The sequence below is a fragment of the Ramlibacter sp. genome (assembly GCA_019635435.1).
GTDB lineage: Bacteria > Pseudomonadota > Gammaproteobacteria > Burkholderiales > Burkholderiaceae_C > JAHBZM01.
This window is the reverse complement of record JAHBZM010000001.1, coordinates 1,066,241-1,083,166: the sequence shown is the minus strand read 5'-3', so window position 1 is coordinate 1,083,166 and position 16,926 is coordinate 1,066,241. Positions and strand designations below refer to the sequence as shown.

Sequence of the window (16,926 nt, the reverse complement as noted above, 5' to 3'; positions counted from 1 at the left end):
GCGCAGCGCGGCGCCTCGCCAGAATGCACGCATGGGAAACCTCTACCTCGTGCGCCACGGCCAGGCCTCATTTGGCGAAGACGACTACGACAAGCTCAGCACGCTCGGCCACCAGCAGAGCGTGAGGCTGGGTGAATACTTCGCGGCGCGCGGCATGGCGTTTGACGCCGTGATCACCGGCACGCTGCGCCGCCACACCGAGACCTTCAACGGCATCGCGCAGGGCCTGGGCCTGCAGGCCGAGGTGTTGCAGTGGCCTGGCCTGAACGAGTACGACAGCGAGGCGGTGATCAGCGCCATTCACCCGCACAAGCTCGAGAAGCCCACCTCCCCCGAGATGTACCGCCACCACTTCCGGCTGCTGCGCGACGGCCTGGCGCAGTGGATGGCTGGCGTGGTGAGCCCGCGCGGCATGCCCAGCTACAACGATTTCGTGGCCGGCATTACCCGTGCGCTGGACCACGTGCGCACGCAGCACCATGGCAAGAACGTGCTGGTGGTGAGCAGCGGCGGGCCGATCTCCACGGCCGTGGGCCATGTGCTGGGCACCAGCCCCGAAACCACGATCGAGCTGAACCTGCGCATCCGCAACAGCAGCGTGACCGAATTTGCCTTCACGCCCAAGCGCCACATGCTGGTGACCTACAACACCCTGCCGCACCTCGACGAGGCGCCCTACAAGGACTGGGTCACCTACGCTTGAGTGTCAAATTGGCCTGGAGTCCAGGACTGGCGGCCACTTTGTGCTATTGAAAGCGTAGCAATCTAGCCGGCCTGGGTGTCCGGCTTGCGGTCCATCAGCTGGGCCCAGCTGCCCCAGGCCTCGTCGGTGGCGTGGCGCGCGGCGAGCCAGTCGCGGCACTCGGGGGTCTGGTGCACCTGCTCCAGCTGGCCGGCCTGGGTGGCCTCGGCGTGGATGGCGTCAAATCGTTGTTCGGCGGCCGCCTCAGCGGCCTGCCTTTGCTCGGCCACGGCGGTCACGGCCGCCATGTCTTGTGCCCAATCGCTCATGAAATTCCTTTTCTCAGGGCTGCGAGTATGACGCCTGCGCCTGAGGCGCCTGCGCGAAGCTCAGCCGGTCGCAGCGATGGAAGCCCGCGGGCGGCGTGACCTGGGTGAACGCGGCGCCGTGTATCGCCGCGATCTTGCGCACCACCCGGTGCCCCAGGCCCAGGCCCAGCGCGGTCGCCGCCTTCCCCGAGGGGCTGGGGGGTTCACCCGCCCCGCTCGCATCCTGCCCTGCGTCGTCACAGACCTGGAGCCAGCGCGCCTGCGAATCAAGTTGCAGCTCGACCCGGCTGCCACGCGGCGTGTGGGCCAGCGCGTTCTCCAGCAGGTTGCGCACCGCCAGCGCGAGCAGCACGGGGTGGCCGGTCAAGGGGAACGGGCCGGGGCTGACCAGAGCCAGCTCGTGGCCGCTGTCCAGCGCGGGCTGGGCAAAGTTGGCCATGACCTCGCGCGCCAGCTCGGCCAGGTCCAGGGCCTGCGCGGACCCGGCCAGCTCGGCGCGGCTGGCACGCGCCAGCGCCAGCAGGTCGGCCAGCACCTGGCCCGCGCGCAGGGCGTCGCTCTCCAGCCGGCGCAGCGCCTGCTCGCGGTCCACCCCCGCCCCACCGTCACGCAGCACCCGCGCCTGCAGCGTGAGCGACGCGAGCGGGGTGCGCAGCTCGTGCGCAATTTCGTTGGCCAGCTCGCGCTCGCCCGCCAGCGCCGCGTGGTAGCGCGCGGCCAGCAGGTTGATGGCGTCCACCACGGCCTGGAACTCGACCTGGGGATGGGCCTGGTGCAGCGGCGCGTCGCCATGGACGTCCAGCGCATGCACATCGCGCGACAGGTCATACAGCGGCCGCAGGCCCCGGCGGATCGCCAGGCCCAGCACCAGTGCCACGGCGGGCAGCAGCCACAGGCCGGGCCCGACCACCTGTTCGCCAATGTCCCTGGCCAGGTCATCGCGCTCGCGCACGCTGAGCAGCACCATGACCTTGCGCTGGTGGTCCGGCCCGTCCCAGCGCGCAAAGCTGCGCCAGGGCTTTGGCGGGTTGCCAAGCTTCAGGGTTTCATAGCCTTCGGCATCGCTGAATGCCGGCGTGGGCGCCTCGCCGGTGCGCGTCACCAGCCGGCCCGCGGCATCCCACACCACCACGCTGATCGACTGCTGGTAGTCATGGCTGCGCAGGTCGGGCTGGTTGGCCAGCGCGGCCGGGTCCTCGCGCTCGAAGAAGTGGTCATTGCGCGTGGACAGCATCAGCGCCGCCACGCCGGCCAGGTGGCCGTCGGTCAGTTCGTCGGCCTCGTGCTTGCCCGTGCGGTAACCGGCCACCACAAAGATCAGCCAGACCAGCGCCAGCGCGCCCAGCGACCAGGCCAGCAGGTGGCGCGTGAGGGACGGGGCCGCGCTCACGGGGTGTCCTCCGCCACAAAGTAGCCGACGCCGCGCAGGGTGCGGATCACGCCTTCGCCCAGCTTGCGGCGCAGGTGGTGCACATGGACCTCGATGGCGTTGCTGTCCAGCGCCTGGTCCCAGTTGTACAGCTTGGCCTCGATCTGGGCGCGCGACAGCACCCTCGGGCGGACTTCCACCAGGGCCAGCAGCACACCGAATTCGCGCGCCGACAGCACCACCGGCCGCCCGTCCTGCAGCACGGTGCGGGCGGCGGGGTCGATGCGCAGGTCGCCGCATGCCAGCACCGGCTGGGCCCGCCCGGCCGCGCGGCGGTGCAGGGCCCGCATGCGGGCCGCCAGTTCGTCGGGGTCAAACGGCTTGGTGACATAGTCGTCGGCGCCCATGTCCAGCGCGGCGATGCGCGAGGCCACCTGGTCGCGCGCGGTCATGATCAGCACCGGGGTCTCGGGGGCGGGCAGGCCCGGGGGCGCCGCGCGCAGGCGCTGCAGCAAGGTGGCGCCGTCACCGTCGCGCAGGCCCAGGTCCAGCAGGACCAGATCGAACGGCTCGCTGCACAGGGCCGCCCAGCCCGCGGCCACCCCGTCGGTCAGGTCCACGGCCCAGCCCAGTGGCTGCAGATGGGCCTGCAGGCCTGCGGCAATCCCTTCGTCGTCTTCCACCACCAGTACGCGCATGCCTGCATTGTGCGATGCGCCGGCGCCGTTAAGGCGGACTTAAGCCACTGCGCGCACGCTCGGGTCCATGCAAACCGCTTCCGCCAGGCACCTGGCCCTGGCCACGGCCGGCTTGACGCTCCTTCTGCTGGCCTGGGATTTTTCGGGGCTGGACCGGCCCATGGCGCACTGGTTTGGCGGCGCCGCCGGCTTCCCGCTGCACGACAACTGGTGGCTCGAGAACGTGGCCCATGAAGGCGGGCGGCGCCTGGCCTGGGCGCTGGCACTGGGCCTGAGCCTGGGCGCCTGGTGGCCGGTGGGCCCGCTGAAGCGGCTCGCCTTCAACCGCCGGCTGCAGCTGGCCAGCACCACGCTGCTGGCCGTGGCGCTGATCAGCATCCTCAAATCGTTCAACCGCACCAGCTGCCCCTGGGACCTGGCCGAATTTGGCGGCGTGGCGCACTACGTCTCGCACTGGGCACTGGCACTGACCGATGGCGGCCCCGGCCGCTGCTTTCCGGCCGGCCACGCCTCCGCCGGCTTCGCCTTTGCGGGCGGCTATTTCGCCTTTCGCGGGCGGGCGCCGCGCCTGGCGCGCGCCTGGCTCCTGTCCGCTGTGGCCGCCGGGCTGGCGCTCGGCTGGTCGCAGCAGATGCGGGGCGCCCATTTCATGAGTCACACTCTGTGGACCGGCTGGGTATGCTGGTGCCTGGCCTGGGCACTGGATGGCGCCTGGTCCTGGGCAGAAGGCCGCCACCTGCTGGCTGAAACGGAAATCCTGGAATGAAGCTCCCCCTGAACTGGAACCTGCGCAACCCGCTGTGGCTGATCACCCTCGCCAGCGCCTGGATGGCCACGGCCGCCAACGGCGCCCTGTGGCGCGAACTGGGCACGCTGGCGCTGCTGGACAGCCCCGCCGGCTGGGCCTTTGGCGCTGCGCTGTCGCTGATCATCGCGCTGGCGCTCATGGCCCTGCTGTGCCTCCTGGCCTGGCGCTGGACGCTCAAGCCGGCGCTCACTTTCCTGCTGCTGGCCGCGGCCTTTGGCGCCCATTTCATGCTGAGCTACCGCGTGGTGATCGACGCGACCATGATGGTCAATGTGCTGCAGACCAACCCGGCCGAGGCCGCCGACCTGCTGAGCCTGCGCCTGGGGGCCCTGGTGCTGGTGCTGGGTGTGCTGCCGGTGGCCGTGGTCTGGCGCACCCCGCTGGACTACGGGCGCTGGCCACGCCGGCTGCTGCACAACCTGCTGGGCCTGCTGGGCGCCAGCGCGCTGCTGGTGGCAGTGTTGCTCGCAAGCTTCCAGCCGCTGTCCTCGACCATGCGCAACCACAAGCAGGTGCGCTACCTGATGAACCCGCTCAACTCGGTGTATGCACTGGGTTACCTGGCCGCGCAGCCGCTGCGCCGTGATGAATCCATCATGGAAGCGATCGGCCAGGACGCCCGGCTCGCGCCGGCGCCGGCCGGCGCCCGGCCGCCGCTGCTGGTGCTGGTGCTGGGCGAGACCGGGCGCAGCGGCAACTTCAGCCTCAACGGCTATGCCCGGCCCACCAACACCGAGCTGGCCAGGGAAGACGTGGCGAGCTGGCGCAACGCCTGGTCGTGCGGCACCAGCACGGCCGCCTCGGTGCCGTGCATGTTCTCGCACCTGGGCCGCAGCGACTTTGAATCACGGCCCCACAATTACGAAGGCCTGCTGGACGTGCTGCAGCGCGCAGGCCTGGCGGTGCTGTGGCTGGACAACCAGTCGGGCTGCAAGGGCACCTGTGAACGCGTGCCCCACGCCGATACCAGCCATATCAAAAACCCCGCGCTTTGCACCACCGGCGAATGCCTGGACGGCATCATGCTGGAAGGCCTGGACGAGCGGCTGGCGGCGCTGCCCGCCGAGCGCCGCGCGCGTGGCGTGGTGCTGGTGCTGCACCAGATGGGCAGCCACGGCCCGGCCTACTGGCAGCGCTCGCCCGAGGCCTACAAGCGCTTCCTGCCCGAGTGCCGCACCGTGGACCTGCAGCGCTGCAGCCGCGAGCAGGTGGTCAATGCCTATGACAACTCCATTGCCTACACCGACCACTTCCTGGCCTCGACCATCGGCTGGCTCAAGGGGCGCGAGTCCAGCTATGACGCGGCCATGGTCTATGTGGCCGACCATGGCGAGTCGCTGGGCGAAAACAACCTCTACCTGCATGGCCTGCCCTATGCCATTGCACCCGACGTGCAGAAGCACGTGCCCTGGATCACCTGGCTGTCAACGGGCTTTGCGCGGCGCAGCGGCCTGAGCACCGAATGCCTGCGCAAGGAAGGCGATGCCCAGGTCTCCCACGACAACTACTTCCACTCGGTGCTGGGCCTGATGGGCGTGCAGACGCAGGTGTACCAGCGCGCGCTGGACCCCTACGCCCGTTGCGCCAGGCCCTAGGACAGCAGCGAAGCCAGCGTGATGGCGGGTGAGCCCGTGGCGCCCGCGTCCAGCGCGAGGCAGGCCGCGTCGGCCACGCCCTGCTGGTGCTGGCCGAAGGCCGCCAGCAGGGCCTCGGGTGTTTCAAGCATCTCGTAGGCCACGTCCTCGAGCGCCTCGCGCGACACCACGAAGCTGTGCGTCACACCGTCACGCTCGCCAGAAAATGCGACGCCGTCCAGTCCTTGGGCGACGGGGTTCGAAATGCTGATGCCAGCCATGTCCACCTCCAGTCAGTAACCGAGTGTAAGAAGGCATGGCGCCCGACGTCAACCCGCTTCCCACACGCAAGAGGGCAGCGTCCTACGCCTGGATTGGCAGCACGCGCACAGGTTCCACGGGCCCGCGCAACGATGCTTGCAGCATGTCATTTGACGACATCCAGGAGTTCACCATGCAAGCCAATCGACTGATCCTCCGCGGCCTCGCCGCTACTGCTCTTGTCGCGCTGGGCACGTCCGCCGCGTTCGCCGCGGGCACGCGCGCGCCGTCGGCCGCGCAGGAGCGCTACCAGCAGGAACGCGCCGTCTGCCTCAGCGGGCAATCGCAGCAGGACCGCGCCACCTGCCTGCGCGAGGCCGGGGCCGCCTATGCCCAGGCCCGCAAGGGCGACCTCGCCTCCACCGGCAGCACCGACTACGAAGCCAACGCGCTGGCCCGCTGCAACGCCCAGCCGCCTGCTGACCGCGACGCCTGCGTGCTGCGCATCCGCCAGGGGACGGTGCAAGGCAGCGTCAACGGCGGCGGCTTGATCCGCGAAGTGGAAGTGCCGGTCCAGTAAGTCCCCGGACCAGAGGCAGGCGCGCAGCGCCAGCCCCGCCCCGTCAGCCCGCTGCAGCGATGCGGACCACGCGCTGGCGGGGCGCCGCCGCGCGAGCCCGCAACTGGCCGCAGCCCGCATCCACATCCTGTCCGGCCGACTGCCGCAGCTTGGCCAGCACGCCTTGCTGGTGCAGGCGGCGCGCCATGAGCGCGGCCCGTTCCCAGGCCGGGCGCCGGAACGGCAGGTCGGGCACGGTGTTGTAGGGGATCAGGTTCATCACCGCGTACTTGCCCTTGAGCAGCGCCACGATGCCCTCGATCTCATCGTCGCCATCGTTGACGCCATCCAGCAGCGTCCACTGGTACTGAATGGGGTAGCCGGTGCTGCGGGCATAGGCCTCGCCCAGCGCCACCAACTCATCGGGCGCCATGCGCGGCGCTCTGGGCAGCAGCTCGGCCCGCAAGCCGGGCTTGGTGGTATGCAAGGAAAGCGCCAGCGCGGGCTTGACCGGGCCCAGCGGCAGCCTTTCAAAGACCCTTGGGTCACCCACGGTGGAGAACACCAGGTTCTTGTGGCCAATGTTGCCAGCCGTGCCCAGCAGGTCGATGGCTTCGAGCACGTTGTCCAGGTTGTGCGCGGGCTCGCCCATGCCCATGAACACCACCTTGCTGACCGGGCGCAAGCGGCGCGCCAGCGCCACCTGGGCCACGATCTCGCCGCTGCTGACCTGCCGCACCAGGCCGCCCTGCCCGGTCATGCAGAACACACAGCCCACCGCGCACCCCACCTGGGTGGACACGCACAGGCCACCGCGCGGCAACAGCACGCTTTCCACGGTCTGGCCGTCGGCCAGTTCCACCAGCAGGCGCGACGAACCGTCCTGCCCCGGATGCTCGGATTGCAGCCGGGCCAGGCCCGCGAGTTCTTCCCCGAGCGCTGGCAGCGCCTCACGCAACGGGCGTGGCATGAAGTCTTCGAGCCGCCTCTTGCCGGCGTCCTGCGGCAGGGCCTGGGACCACAGGCGCAGCACCCGATGCTCGTGCGCAGGCCCGGCGCCCAGGGCGCGCAGGCGTTGACGAAGAGTTTCGATGCGCATGCCGGATTCTAGTTTTGGTGCGCTCGCGTCAAAGGCGTGCGCGCACACCCGGCAACGCTTCACTGAAGCGGTCGCCTGCGGCGACTGCCCTGCGCTGCTCGTGCTTGCGGCGCACCGCAGAACTCGCTACGCGCTGCGCGCTTCGCTCAAACAGCTGCGGTGAGTCAGTTGACGAAGCGCGCAAAGCGCGCAGGCCGCAAGCCCTGTGCTGCTCGGCGCTTCAGAGGCGCGCTGCCGGGTGTGCGCACACGCCTTTGCCGCGACAGTGTTGGCACGCCCACAGTTTGAGCGCCACTTCCCCGCTTCGCGCCGGGCTGTGCGCGGCGGGGGCGATCTCTGGGGCGGCGAGGAGCGCAGGCGCAGGGTCGGCGCGCGCAGCGCGCTTCGTCATCTAGCTCGCCGCGGTTGTCTGAGCGGAGTGCGCAAAGCGCACGCAGCGAGTTCCGCGGCGCGACCCTGTGCCGAGCACCGCAGCGCAGTGGGCGCAAAGCGCCCACCGCCCCAGTGTGAGCCCCCGCCGCGCACAGCCCGGTGCGAAGCGGCGAGCGACAAAAAAAATCAGTACTGCTTGTAAGGCAGGAACTTGCCCGACAGCACCATGTTGACGCGGTCGCCCTTGGGGTCGGCCTGGCGCTGGATGTCCATGGAGAAATCGATGGCGCTCATGATGCCGTCGCCGAATTCTTCATGAATCAGCTCTTTCATGGTCGTGCCATAGACGCTGACCACCTCGTACAGGCGGTAGATCAGCGGATCGGTGGGCACCGAGGTGGGCAGCGAGCCCTTGTAGGGCACGACCTTGAGCCACTTCTGCTCTTCAGCCGTGAGGCCGAAGATCTTGCCGATGATCTTGGACTGCTTGTCGTCCAGCGTCATCTGGCCCAGGCAGGCGGCGGTGGTCCACTCCTTGGACAGGCCTACTTTCTTGGCCACGGATTCCCAGGTGATGCCCTTGGACACCTTGGCGGTGATGATTTTTTCGGTGACGTCGTTGCGGTTCATGGTTGGCTCCTTTTGAATTGAGGGGATGGTTTCAGTGTTCGCCAGCCCGGGCCCGGGTGACGAGGAAATCGACGATGTGGTTGCGCAGCTCGTAGTAGCCCGGTAGGTGGTGCAGGCCGGCACGGTTGCGGCCGCGCGGCAGGGTGTTGGTCACGGTTTCGGCAATGCCGCCGGGCACATAACCACCCGGACCTTCCGAACCATTGCTCATGAGCAGGATGCGGTCGGCCAGCAGGATGGCCTCGTCCACGTCGTGGGTGATCATGAACACCGTCTGCTGCGTCTCGCGCACGATGGCCATGAGTTCGTCCTGAATGGTGCCGCGCGTCAACGCGTCCAGCGCGCCAAAGGGCTCGTCCAGCAGCAGCATCTTGGGGCTGATGGCAAAGGCGCGTGCAATGCCCACGCGCTGCTTCATGCCACCCGACAGCTGCGAGGGCTTCTTGTCGATGGCGGGCGACAGGCCCACCATGGCCACGAACTTTTCCACCTGCTCGTTGACCTGCGCGCGGCTCCATTCGGGCCAGCGCGACTCCACGGCAAAGGCAATGTTGCGGCGCACCGTGAGCCAGGGCATGAGCGCATGGCCCTGGAACACCACGCCGCGCTCCAGGCTGGGGCCGGCCACTTCGCGCCCGTCCATGAACACATGGCCGCCGGTGGCGGTGTCCAGCCCGGCCAGCACATTGAGGATGGTGGTCTTGCCGCAGCCCGAGTGGCCGATGATGCAGACGAACTCGCCGCGGTCCAGCGTGAAGCTCACGTCGGCAAACACCGGTTTGGCCGGGTTGAAGGCCCGTGACAGGCCTTCAATCTTGAGGAAGCCTTGCATGGCGGGGTCTTTCTTGGGGGCGGTGGGCAAGGAAGGTGGTTCGGCCCGGGCCCAGCTGGTTTCGGCCTCGCTCCAGCCGCTGGCGCCTGCGTCACTCAACATAGGTCACCCACTTCTGCAGCTGGCCAAACACCAGGTCAAGCAGCATGCCGACCACGCCGATCACGCCAATGGCAAAGATCACGTTGGTGAGTGACAGGTTGTTCCACTCGTTCCACACAAAGTAGCCGATGCCGGTGCCGCCCACCAGCATCTCGGCCGCCACAATCACCAGCCAGGCAATGCTCATGCTGATGCGCATGCCAGTCAGGATGGTCGGCGCCGCCGCCGGCAGGATCACGCGGAACGCCTTGCGCAGCGGGCTCACCTCCAGCGTCAGGGCCACGTTGAGCCAGTCGCGCCGCACCGAGGCCACGCCAAACGCGGTGTTGATCAGCATCGGCCAGATCGAGCAGATGAAGATCACGAACACGCCCGAGGCCGACGAGTCCTTGATGGTGTACAGCGCCAGCGGCATCCAGGCCAGCGGGCTGATGGGCTTGAGCACCTGGATGAACGGGTCGAACGCCCGGCTGAGCAGCGGGCTCATGCCGATCACAAAGCCCAGCGGCACCGCCACGATGCAGGCCAGCAAAAAACCCAGCCCCACGCGGCCCAGCGAATAGGCGAGCTGGATCAGGATGCCCTTGTCGTTGGGCCCGTTGTCATAGACCGGGTTGGACACATGCTTCCAGATGGTCTCGCCCATCTGGGCCGGCGTCGGAAAGCCGCCGGTCTTGGCGGCGCCCGGGTCCTTGCCCAGCATCTTCTGGTATTCAATCTGCTCGGCGGTCATGCCCGCCGTGCCGCTGCCGGCCCTGGGCAGGGTCGCGGCATACCAGAGGCCGACGGTCAGCACCAGGATCAGCAGCGACACCAGCGTCGCCTTGACGTTGAGCGAGGACGTCATGCTCAGGCCTGCTTGCTGATGGCAAAGCTCTTGACATAGTCGTCAGGCCTGGCCGGGTCAAACACCTTGCCCATGATGGTGAACTTGGGGTAGGCGCCATCGGGCACTTTCTGGTCCAGCTCCTTCATGTGCTTCTTGGCGTCGGTCAGCAGGAACACCTTTTCGGCGATCTGCTTGTAGTTGATGTCGCCCTTCACATAGCCCCAGCGCTTCATCTGCGTGAGCATCCACACCGCCATGCTCTGCCAGGGCATGGGGTCGAAGTCGGCGCGGTCGGGCACCGTGCGGATGTTGCCCAGGCCGTCGGCAAACTTGCCCGTGAGCACCTGCGCCACCACGGTCTCGGGCTGGTTCAGGTACTGGGTGGGCGAGATCACCTTGGCGATCAGCTCGCGGTTCTTGGGGTCGCGCGCCATGGCCGCCGCGGTGAGCACCGCGCGGTACAGCGCGGCAAAGGTGTTGGGGTTCTTCTGGATGAACTCCGTGCTGGTGCCAAAGGCGCAGCAGGGATGGCCGTTCCACAGGTCCTTGGTCAGCACATGCAGGAAGCCGATTTCCTCGTACACCGCGCGCTGGTTGAACGGATCCGGGCCCAGGTAGCCGTCGATGTTGCCGGCGCGCAGGTTGGCCACCATCTCGGGCGGCGGCACCACGCGGATCTGGATGTCGGTGTCGGGGTTCAGGCCATGCTCGGCCACGTAGTAGCGCAGCAGGAAGTTGTGCATGCTGTACTCGAACGGCACGGCAAACTTGAAGCCCTTCCACATCTTGGGGTCGCGCTTGTCCTTGTGCTTGTTGGCCAGCGTGATGGCCTGGCCGTTGGTGTTCTGGATGGTGGCCACGTTCATGGGCACCTGGTTGCTGCCCGCGCCCATGGAAATCGCCAGCGGCATGGGGCTGAGGAAGTGCGTGGCGTCGTATTCCTTGTTGAGCATCTTGTCGCGGATCAGCGCCCAGCCTGCCGTCTTGACCACGTCCACGTTCAGGCCCTGCTTCTGGTAGAAGCCCAGCGGGTGCGCCATGATCAGCGGCGTGGCACAGGTGATGGGAATGAAGCCGATCTTCAGGTTGGTCTTCTCCAGCGGGCCCTTGTCCTGGGCCATGGCCTGCAGGGCACCCAGCGGCAACACCGAGGCAATGGCCGCGCGCGCCGTGTTGGCGCCCACGGCCTTGAGGAAGTTGCGGCGCACGCTGTCCACCGGGAACAGCGCCTTCATCAGGCTGGCCTCGAGGTGGTTGTTGGCCATTTCCTCAGCCTGCGCGGCCAGCGCCGCGTGGTGCTCCTGCGGACTGTGGTTCTGGCCACAGCTGCAACGCAGCATCAGCGGGCGGTCGGCGTCATAGGGGTCGTGCCGTGCGGTGGTGGTCGTCGTGGGCAGTTTGGACATGGTGCACCTCTTTGTGGAAGATGCAGCGTCGTTGCAAGCAGCGCGCCTGTTTGGGCCTGGCCGCGTGCCTGTGCGCAAATGACGGCAGGCTCACTGAAGCGGTGTAGGGGCAGCCCTACAAACCCGGCCTGTTTCAGCCCGGACCCGGCCTTCTGGCATGGCGTTCGGCGTACAGGGCGAGCTCCACGTCGTTCTTGGTGCCGGTCTTTTCAAGGATGCGCGCGCGGTAGGTGCTGACCGTGTTGGACGCGAGATTGAGCTGTGCACCAATTTCGCTCACCGAATGCCCGGCCGTGAGCAGCCGGAACACCTGGTGCTCGCGGTGCGAGAGCGCCTCGGGCCCGGCCCTGGCCGACGCGCCGCCCAGCGCGCTGGCCAGGGCTTCGGCGGTGGCGGGCGTCACATAGAGGCCGCCCCCGGCCACCTTGCGCACGGCAGCCACCATGTCGTCGGCATCGGCGCTCTTGTTGAGGTAGCCGGCGGCACCCAGCTTGATGCAGCGCACCGCGTACTGCTTCTCGGGGTAGGTGCTGAGCATGAGCACCGGCAGGGCCGGCCAGCGCTTGCGCAGCTCCTGCAGCACCTCCAGGCCGTCGCGCCCCGGCATGGCGATGTCCAGCAGCACCACATCCGGGGCCTGGTCCCCCTGCAGGGCCTGCACGGTGGCCAGCACATCGTCGCCATGAACGGCCTCGGCGCACACCTGGATGTCGGGCGCATCGGCCAGCACCTGCTTGACGCCCTCACGCACGATGCGGTGGTCGTCGCCAATCAGCACGCGGATCAGTTTGCTACTCATTTGATAGCGGAATGCGCAGGTGGAACGTGGACCCCAGCCCGATTTGACTCTCAATCTCGAGCTGCCCGCCAAAATGCCGGGCCCGTTCGCGCATGCCCATCACGCCGTAGGCCGTGGCGGCCTCGAAGGCCTCGGGCGGGGCGCCGCAGCCGTCGTCGCGCACGCGCACGCTGAGCTGGGCGCCGTCGGCTTCGATGCGGATTTCCACCCGCCCCGCCTGGGCGTGCCGCCCCACGTTGGACAGCATCTCCTGGAAGATGCGGAACACCGCCATGGCGGCCGGCTCGGGCAGATCGGGCGCGCGCTCGACCTGCATGTGCCAGTCCAGGTCGAGCTCGGCCGACTGCACAAACTCCTGGGCCTGCCATTCGAGCGCTGCCCACAGGCCCTGGTGGTCGAGGATGCTGGGACGCAGGTCGGTGATGATGCGGCCCACGTTGTCCACCGCGTTCTCGATCTGCTGGCTCATGCCCTGGCACTTGCAGCGCAGCCGGTCGCGCATGGCCTGCGCGGCCACCGGGTCGCGCGACTGCTGCTCGCCCAGGCGCTTGTCCAGCCAGTTCACATCCATCTTGAGCGCCACCAGCAGGCTGCCCAATTCGTCATGCACCTCGCGCGCGATGCGGGTGCGCTCTTCTTCGCGCACCGCTTCGGAATAGGCCGCCAGCTCGCGCAACTGGCCCAGCGCCACCGACAGCTCCCGCGTGCGGCCGGCCACGCGCAGTTCGAGCTCGTCCTTGGCTTTTTGCAGGGCATCGGCCGCGCGCTTGCGTTCGGTGATGTCGACAAAGGTGATGACCGCGCCGCGCACCTGGCTGCCGTCCAGGATGGCGTGGCTCGAATACTCCACCGCAAACGAGGTGCGGTCGCGGCGCCAGAACACCTCGGTGTCGATGCGGCAGGGCAGGCCCTGGCGGAAGGCGTTGAAGATGGGGCAGTCGGTGTCCGGGTAGGGCGAGCCGTCGGCGTGGGAATGGTGCGTCAGCTCGTGCATGTTCAGGCCCAGCACCTCGGCCGGCTCAAAGCCCAGCATCAGGGCGCCGGCCCGGTTGATGAACATGCAGTGGCCATCCAGATCGACGCCGAAAATGCCCTCGCCCGTGGACTCCAGCAGCAACCCCAGCTGGTGCTGCCACAGCGGGTCGGTGGCTGGCCTGGGCGGATTCAGCAGTTGCAGGGAGTCGGCATGCATGGTTTGGGTGCATGCAATGGCCGTGCCAAGTTGGTGCGTTACAGCCCCAGATCGGACAAGCCCGGGTGCTCGTCAGGCCGCCGGCCCAGCGGCCAGTGGAACTTGCGGTCTTCGGGTTTGATGGGCAAATCATTGATGCTGGCGAAGCGCCGCTGCATCAGGCCCTGCTCGTTGAATTCCCAGTTCTCGTTGCCATAGCTGCGAAACCACTGGCCCGAGTCGTCGTGGCACTCATAGGCAAAGCGCACCGCAATGCGGTTGCCGGTGAAGGCCCAGAGCTCCTTGATCAACCGGTAGTCGAGCTCGCGCGCCCACTTGCGCTCCAGGAAGCCGCGCACCTGCTCGCGCCCCACGGGGAACTCGGCGCGGTTGCGCCAGCGGGTGTCCTCGGTATAGACCTGCACCACACGGCCCGGGTCGCGTGAGTTCCAGGCGTCCTCGGCCATGCGCACCTTCTGGGTCGCGGTTTCAAGCGTGAAGGGCGGCAGCGGGGGTTTGGTTTCCATGGCAATCCTCTGAAGTAGACAAGTCTGTCTACTTTGCCACAAAGTAGACAGACTTGTCTACAATCATTCCATGGAAGCCACCACCCTGCCCGCGCGCGACCGGATTCTGGTCACCGCGCACGACCTGTTCTACCGTGATGGCATCCGCGCCACGGGCGTGGACCGGCTGATTGCCGAGTCGGGCGTGGCCAAGCTCACCTTCTACCGGCACTTTGCCTCCAAGGACGATCTGGTGCGTGCCTTTCTGGACTACCGGCACGAGCGCTGGATGGCCTGGTTTGTGGATGCACTGGGGCGCCACGGCGCCGTGCCGGGCGGCGGCCTGTCGCCCCTGGCGCCGGCGCTGGCCGAATGGCTGGCCGACCCGGCCTTTCGCGGCTGTGCCTTCATCAACTCGGTGGCCGAGGTCGGTGGCGCGCTGCCCGACGCCGGGGCCATTTCAAGGCGCCACAAACAGGACATGGAACAGGTGATTGCCGGGCTGCTGCCCCCCACAGCCGAGGGCCGGGCCGCGGCGGAGGCTGCCGCGCTGGCGGTGGACGGCGCGATCGTGCGCGCGCAGATGGGGGATGTGAAAGCCGCCGTGGGCGGCCTGCGTCAGTTGCTGCGGGCCATCGATCCGGTGGCCGCGCCGGCCTGAGCCGCGCGCGGCGGCATCAGAGCGCTACAGCGTTACCACTCGCCGGTTTCGCGCACGCGCTGGTCGAGGTCGCGCAGATCCACCGGCGCAGGGCGGGCCGCTGGCGTGACGCCGCGCGAGGGCCACAGCGCAAAACGCGCCTGGGTCCGGGGAGCCACGGGTGCGCGCCGGGCCGGTGTGGAGGGAACGGTTACGGGTTTTTGCATCACGATGACTCTCCTTTCTGCCTGTATGCAGTCTAGGCATGCCTCGTGAAAACCACTGTGACCCATCGCACAGACTCGCGTAAAAGCGCGTGCGATTTGCTTATTAGCAACAACCTGCCGCGGGCGGGCCGGCCACGGTGGCCAGCGGCAGCGCCGACACCTCCTGCAGCAGCGCCGCCAGTTGCCGCCCTGCGGCCTGCACCACCTGATGGCCCTTGTCGGCCGTGGCCGCGGCCGCGTTGCCCACGGCGCCGGCCGGGTTGTAGTCCTGCATGGCCCAGCCGAGCTTGGCGCTCTTGCCGTTGCCCAGCACGGGGTAGCGCGCCGCGCGCCCCTGCGAGCTCGAGGCAAAGTCCTGCGCTTGCGCCATGCGCACGCCCTGCGGGCGCAGTGCCAGCATCATGGAGGTTTCGATCTCGCCGGCATGGATGCCAAAGCGGTGCTCTTCGGCAGTGAACAGGCCGTCCACCTCGGCGCCCAGCGGCAGGCTGTACCAGCTTGCGCTGTAGACCAGCAGGCCGCAGCGGTTGCGCAGTTCGCGCGCCACCACGTCCATCAGGCTGACCTGGCCGCCATGGCTGTTGAACAGCACCAGCTTCTTCAGGCCGGCGCGGGCCACGCATCCACCCAGCTCGATCCAGGTGCGGGTCACCGTCTCGAACGACAGCGTGAGCGTGCCGGCAAAGGCCGCATGCTCGGGGCTGTAGCCCACGGCCTGGGTGGGCAAAAACAGCGCCGGCAGATCCACCGGCAACTGCGGCAGCGCCGCCGCAATCACGCCGTCCACCAGGGTCTGGTCCACGCTCAGCGGCAGGTGCGGGCCATGCTGCTCGATGGCGGCGACGGGCAGCACGGCCACGGTGGTGGCCGGGTCCAGCGCCGCGAAATCGGTGGTGCTCAGGTCGGCCCAGAAGCGTGAAGGGGTAGGCATGGGCGCATCTTAAGGGGCAGGCTGCCGGCCCGCAGGCGGGCGGCGCGTTGCGGCGCGCAGACACCACGGGTTATTCCGCATGGCGGAACTTCAGACGCCATCCAAATAATAAAAGCACGGTCGTTCTATTTTGCAATTCCGCCGAATCAGCACACCGGGAAATCAAACATTCAATCTCAGGAGACTTTGATGCGTTCAGGATTTCAGGTGTGGACGGGCGTGCGCGCCCGATGGGCGATGTGGGGCGCCGTGGCGCTGATCGGCGGGCTGGCGGGCGCCGTTTATGCCACCAACTACTCGCTGTGGATCAACGGCCGCAACGGCAATGGCACGCCCGGCAACCATGCGGACTTCACCTACTGGGGCCCCGCGGGCACCGCGGCCGGAGTCAACAAGAAGTCGGTCAACTGGGACGGCTTCAACCGCATCTCCGACCAGAACTACCGCATCCGCGATGCGCTGGACTGCTACTGCACCGGCAGCAACTGGTGCTACATCGCCGCCCACAGCGCGGGCAACCTGCAGATCGGCTATGCGCTGTCGCTGTACGGCGGCAGCGCGCGCTACAAGAAGACGCCCACGCCCAGCGCCAGCGGCACCTGCAGCAACTCCGACGGCACCACGCAAACCGGCTGGAACATCAAGTGGGTGGACGTGGCCGCGGGCGCCGCGGGCGGCAGCGAGCTGGCCAACCTGGGCAGCTGGGCCGTGTCGGACCCGCTCACCTCCGACCTCAAGACCGCCACCGCGCGCGCCATGTACGACCACAACCAGACCCGCGCCAAGTGGTTCTACATGTACGCGGGCTCCAACGGCTCGGTGCAGTCGGGCCTGCTGCCCGGGCAGGACGACCAGGCCGTGGCCTACCACTCGGCCGGCGGCGTGTCGGGCAGCGGTGGCGGGGCGTACTGCAACCCGTCGGACTGGTTCTGCAACGACCTCACACTGGGCACCGCGGCCAACGAGGGTGGCACCGCCAAGTGGGCCTACCACAACGTGAAGTTCCGCGACGACGCCGAGGCACTGAACCACTACACCAACGGCAACTGGGGTGGCGTGGTGTCCAAGGTGCGCGCCGACATGGCCGCCAACGCCAACTGAC

The 16,926-nt window shown here is 68.0% G+C and carries 20 protein-coding genes; 6 read left to right on the top strand and 14 right to left on the bottom strand.

From position 1 onward, the window contains the following. Nucleotides 1-31 precede the first annotated feature (31 nt). A complete protein-coding gene (locus KF796_05155) occupies nt 32-703 on the top strand; it encodes a histidine phosphatase family protein (protein MBX3586012.1) in 672 nt (223 codons plus the stop codon). Between the two features lie 62 nt (nt 704-765). Here KF796_05155 and KF796_05150 read toward each other — a convergent pair whose 3' ends face one another. From KF796_05150 to KF796_05140, 3 genes are read right to left on the bottom strand one after another with little or no spacing between them, the layout of a single operon-like run. Further along, nucleotides 766-1,011 carry a hypothetical protein gene (locus KF796_05150; protein MBX3586011.1) on the bottom strand — a complete coding sequence of 82 codons (246 nt, stop codon included), beginning with the start codon at nt 1,009-1,011 and terminating at the stop codon, nt 766-768. 13 nt (nt 1,012-1,024) lie between these two features. Beyond that, nucleotides 1,025-2,401 carry a sensor histidine kinase N-terminal domain-containing protein gene (locus KF796_05145; GenBank protein ID MBX3586010.1) on the bottom strand — a complete coding sequence of 459 codons (1,377 nt, stop codon included), beginning with the start codon at nt 2,399-2,401 and terminating at the stop codon, nt 1,025-1,027. Further along, nucleotides 2,398-3,078: a response regulator transcription factor gene (locus tag KF796_05140; GenBank protein MBX3586009.1), complete on the bottom strand. Its 681-nt coding sequence runs from the start codon at nt 3,076-3,078 to the stop codon at nt 2,398-2,400. Before KF796_05140 ends, KF796_05145 begins: the two co-directional genes overlap by 4 nt. A gap of 67 nt (nt 3,079-3,145) precedes the next feature. On the opposite strand from KF796_05140, the gene KF796_05135 reads away from it, so the two are divergent. Further along, the gene (locus tag KF796_05135) at nt 3,146-3,844 is read left to right on the top strand and encodes a phosphatase PAP2 family protein (protein ID MBX3586008.1); all 699 of its coding nucleotides are present in this window, start codon (nt 3,146-3,148) and stop codon (nt 3,842-3,844) included. Then, complete coding sequence (locus KF796_05130; GenBank protein ID MBX3586007.1) at nt 3,841-5,481, top strand: phosphoethanolamine--lipid A transferase; 1,641 nt, start codon at nt 3,841-3,843, stop codon at nt 5,479-5,481. Before KF796_05135 ends, KF796_05130 begins: the two co-directional genes overlap by 4 nt. On the opposite strand, the gene KF796_05125 is transcribed toward KF796_05130, so the two are convergent. Further along, a complete protein-coding gene (locus KF796_05125) occupies nt 5,478-5,741 on the bottom strand; it encodes a DUF1488 family protein (GenBank protein ID MBX3586006.1) in 264 nt (87 codons plus the stop codon). The genes KF796_05130 and KF796_05125 overlap by 4 nt on opposite strands. Before the next feature lie 173 nt (nt 5,742-5,914). Here KF796_05125 and KF796_05120 point away from each other — a divergent pair, with 173 nt between their 5' ends. Next, the gene (locus tag KF796_05120; GenBank protein ID MBX3586005.1) at nt 5,915-6,301 is read left to right on the top strand and encodes a hypothetical protein; all 387 of its coding nucleotides are present in this window, start codon (nt 5,915-5,917) and stop codon (nt 6,299-6,301) included. Between the two features lie 43 nt (nt 6,302-6,344). Here the strand turns inward: KF796_05120 and KF796_05115 are convergent, their stop codons facing one another. From KF796_05115 to KF796_05080, 8 genes are all read right to left on the bottom strand, one after another. After that, a complete protein-coding gene (locus tag KF796_05115; protein MBX3586004.1) occupies nt 6,345-7,379 on the bottom strand; it encodes an RNA methyltransferase in 1,035 nt (344 codons plus the stop codon). A gap of 558 nt (nt 7,380-7,937) precedes the next feature. After that, nucleotides 7,938-8,381, bottom strand: a complete 444-nt coding sequence (gene cynS / locus KF796_05110) for a cyanase (protein MBX3586003.1) — start codon at nt 8,379-8,381, stop codon at nt 7,938-7,940. 31 nt (nt 8,382-8,412) lie between these two features. Next, on the bottom strand, nt 8,413-9,213 hold the full coding sequence (locus tag KF796_05105; GenBank protein MBX3586002.1) for an ABC transporter ATP-binding protein: 801 nt from the start codon (nt 9,211-9,213) through the stop codon (nt 8,413-8,415). Nucleotides 9,214-9,304: 91 nt separating this feature from the next. Then, nucleotides 9,305-10,162 (bottom strand): nitrate ABC transporter permease, encoded by an 858-nt coding sequence (ntrB, locus tag KF796_05100; GenBank protein MBX3586001.1) that lies wholly within the window; start codon nt 10,160-10,162, stop codon nt 9,305-9,307. A gap of 2 nt (nt 10,163-10,164) precedes the next feature. Further along, nucleotides 10,165-11,550 (bottom strand): ABC transporter substrate-binding protein, encoded by a 1,386-nt coding sequence (locus tag KF796_05095; GenBank protein ID MBX3586000.1) that lies wholly within the window; start codon nt 11,548-11,550, stop codon nt 10,165-10,167. Between the two features lie 133 nt (nt 11,551-11,683). Beyond that, complete coding sequence (locus tag KF796_05090; protein MBX3585999.1) at nt 11,684-12,349, bottom strand: response regulator transcription factor; 666 nt, start codon at nt 12,347-12,349, stop codon at nt 11,684-11,686. Beyond that, a complete protein-coding gene (locus KF796_05085; protein MBX3585998.1) occupies nt 12,342-13,541 on the bottom strand; it encodes a PAS domain S-box protein in 1,200 nt (399 codons plus the stop codon). The genes KF796_05090 and KF796_05085 overlap by 8 nt, the downstream gene beginning before the upstream one ends. A gap of 38 nt (nt 13,542-13,579) precedes the next feature. Continuing rightward, nucleotides 13,580-14,047, bottom strand: a complete 468-nt coding sequence (locus KF796_05080) for a nuclear transport factor 2 family protein (protein MBX3585997.1) — start codon at nt 14,045-14,047, stop codon at nt 13,580-13,582. A gap of 70 nt (nt 14,048-14,117) precedes the next feature. Here KF796_05080 and KF796_05075 point away from each other — a divergent pair, with 70 nt between their 5' ends. Continuing rightward, entirely contained in the window at nt 14,118-14,687 is a 570-nt protein-coding gene (locus KF796_05075; GenBank protein MBX3585996.1) for a TetR/AcrR family transcriptional regulator, read from the top strand. A gap of 32 nt (nt 14,688-14,719) precedes the next feature. Here KF796_05075 and KF796_05070 read toward each other — a convergent pair whose 3' ends face one another. Both KF796_05070 and KF796_05065 read right to left on the bottom strand, forming a co-directional pair. Next, nucleotides 14,720-14,893, bottom strand: coding sequence for a hypothetical protein (locus tag KF796_05070; GenBank protein MBX3585995.1), 174 nt, complete (start codon nt 14,891-14,893; stop codon nt 14,720-14,722). A 103-nt stretch (nt 14,894-14,996) separates the two neighbouring features. Continuing rightward, nucleotides 14,997-15,824: a creatininase family protein gene (locus KF796_05065; protein ID MBX3585994.1), complete on the bottom strand. Its 828-nt coding sequence runs from the start codon at nt 15,822-15,824 to the stop codon at nt 14,997-14,999. Between the two features lie 237 nt (nt 15,825-16,061). Here KF796_05065 and KF796_05060 point away from each other — a divergent pair, with 237 nt between their 5' ends. Continuing rightward, a complete protein-coding gene (locus KF796_05060) occupies nt 16,062-16,925 on the top strand; it encodes a hypothetical protein (protein ID MBX3585993.1) in 864 nt (287 codons plus the stop codon). Nucleotide 16,926: the final 1 nt, after the last annotated feature.

Bases quoted from the DNA above. Each gene is read 5' to 3' on its own strand.
- KF796_05155 (MBX3586012.1), top strand. From the start codon at position 32: ATGGGAAACCTCTACCTCGTGCGCCACGGCCAGGCCTCATTTGGCGAA.
- KF796_05150 (MBX3586011.1), bottom strand. From the start codon at position 1,011: ATGAGCGATTGGGCACAAGACATGGCGGCCGTGACCGCCGTGGCCGAG.
- KF796_05140 (MBX3586009.1), bottom strand. From the start codon at position 3,078: ATGCGCGTACTGGTGGTGGAAGACGACGAAGGGATTGCCGCAGGCCTG.
- KF796_05135 (MBX3586008.1), top strand. From the start codon at position 3,146: ATGCAAACCGCTTCCGCCAGGCACCTGGCCCTGGCCACGGCCGGCTTG.
- KF796_05130 (MBX3586007.1), top strand. From the start codon at position 3,841: ATGAAGCTCCCCCTGAACTGGAACCTGCGCAACCCGCTGTGGCTGATC.
- KF796_05125 (MBX3586006.1), bottom strand. From the start codon at position 5,741: ATGGCTGGCATCAGCATTTCGAACCCCGTCGCCCAAGGACTGGACGGC.
- KF796_05120 (MBX3586005.1), top strand. From the start codon at position 5,915: ATGCAAGCCAATCGACTGATCCTCCGCGGCCTCGCCGCTACTGCTCTT.
- KF796_05115 (MBX3586004.1), bottom strand. From the start codon at position 7,379: ATGCGCATCGAAACTCTTCGTCAACGCCTGCGCGCCCTGGGCGCCGGG.
- cynS (MBX3586003.1), bottom strand. From the start codon at position 8,381: ATGAACCGCAACGACGTCACCGAAAAAATCATCACCGCCAAGGTGTCC.
- KF796_05105 (MBX3586002.1), bottom strand. From the start codon at position 9,213: ATGCAAGGCTTCCTCAAGATTGAAGGCCTGTCACGGGCCTTCAACCCG.
- ntrB (MBX3586001.1), bottom strand. From the start codon at position 10,162: ATGACGTCCTCGCTCAACGTCAAGGCGACGCTGGTGTCGCTGCTGATC.
- KF796_05095 (MBX3586000.1), bottom strand. From the start codon at position 11,550: ATGTCCAAACTGCCCACGACGACCACCACCGCACGGCACGACCCCTAT.
- KF796_05090 (MBX3585999.1), bottom strand. From the start codon at position 12,349: ATGAGTAGCAAACTGATCCGCGTGCTGATTGGCGACGACCACCGCATC.
- KF796_05085 (MBX3585998.1), bottom strand. From the start codon at position 13,541: ATGCATGCCGACTCCCTGCAACTGCTGAATCCGCCCAGGCCAGCCACC.
- KF796_05080 (MBX3585997.1), bottom strand. From the start codon at position 14,047: ATGGAAACCAAACCCCCGCTGCCGCCCTTCACGCTTGAAACCGCGACC.
- KF796_05075 (MBX3585996.1), top strand. From the start codon at position 14,118: ATGGAAGCCACCACCCTGCCCGCGCGCGACCGGATTCTGGTCACCGCG.
- KF796_05070 (MBX3585995.1), bottom strand. From the start codon at position 14,893: ATGCAAAAACCCGTAACCGTTCCCTCCACACCGGCCCGGCGCGCACCC.
- KF796_05065 (MBX3585994.1), bottom strand. From the start codon at position 15,824: ATGCCTACCCCTTCACGCTTCTGGGCCGACCTGAGCACCACCGATTTC.
- KF796_05060 (MBX3585993.1), top strand. From the start codon at position 16,062: ATGTGGGGCGCCGTGGCGCTGATCGGCGGGCTGGCGGGCGCCGTTTAT.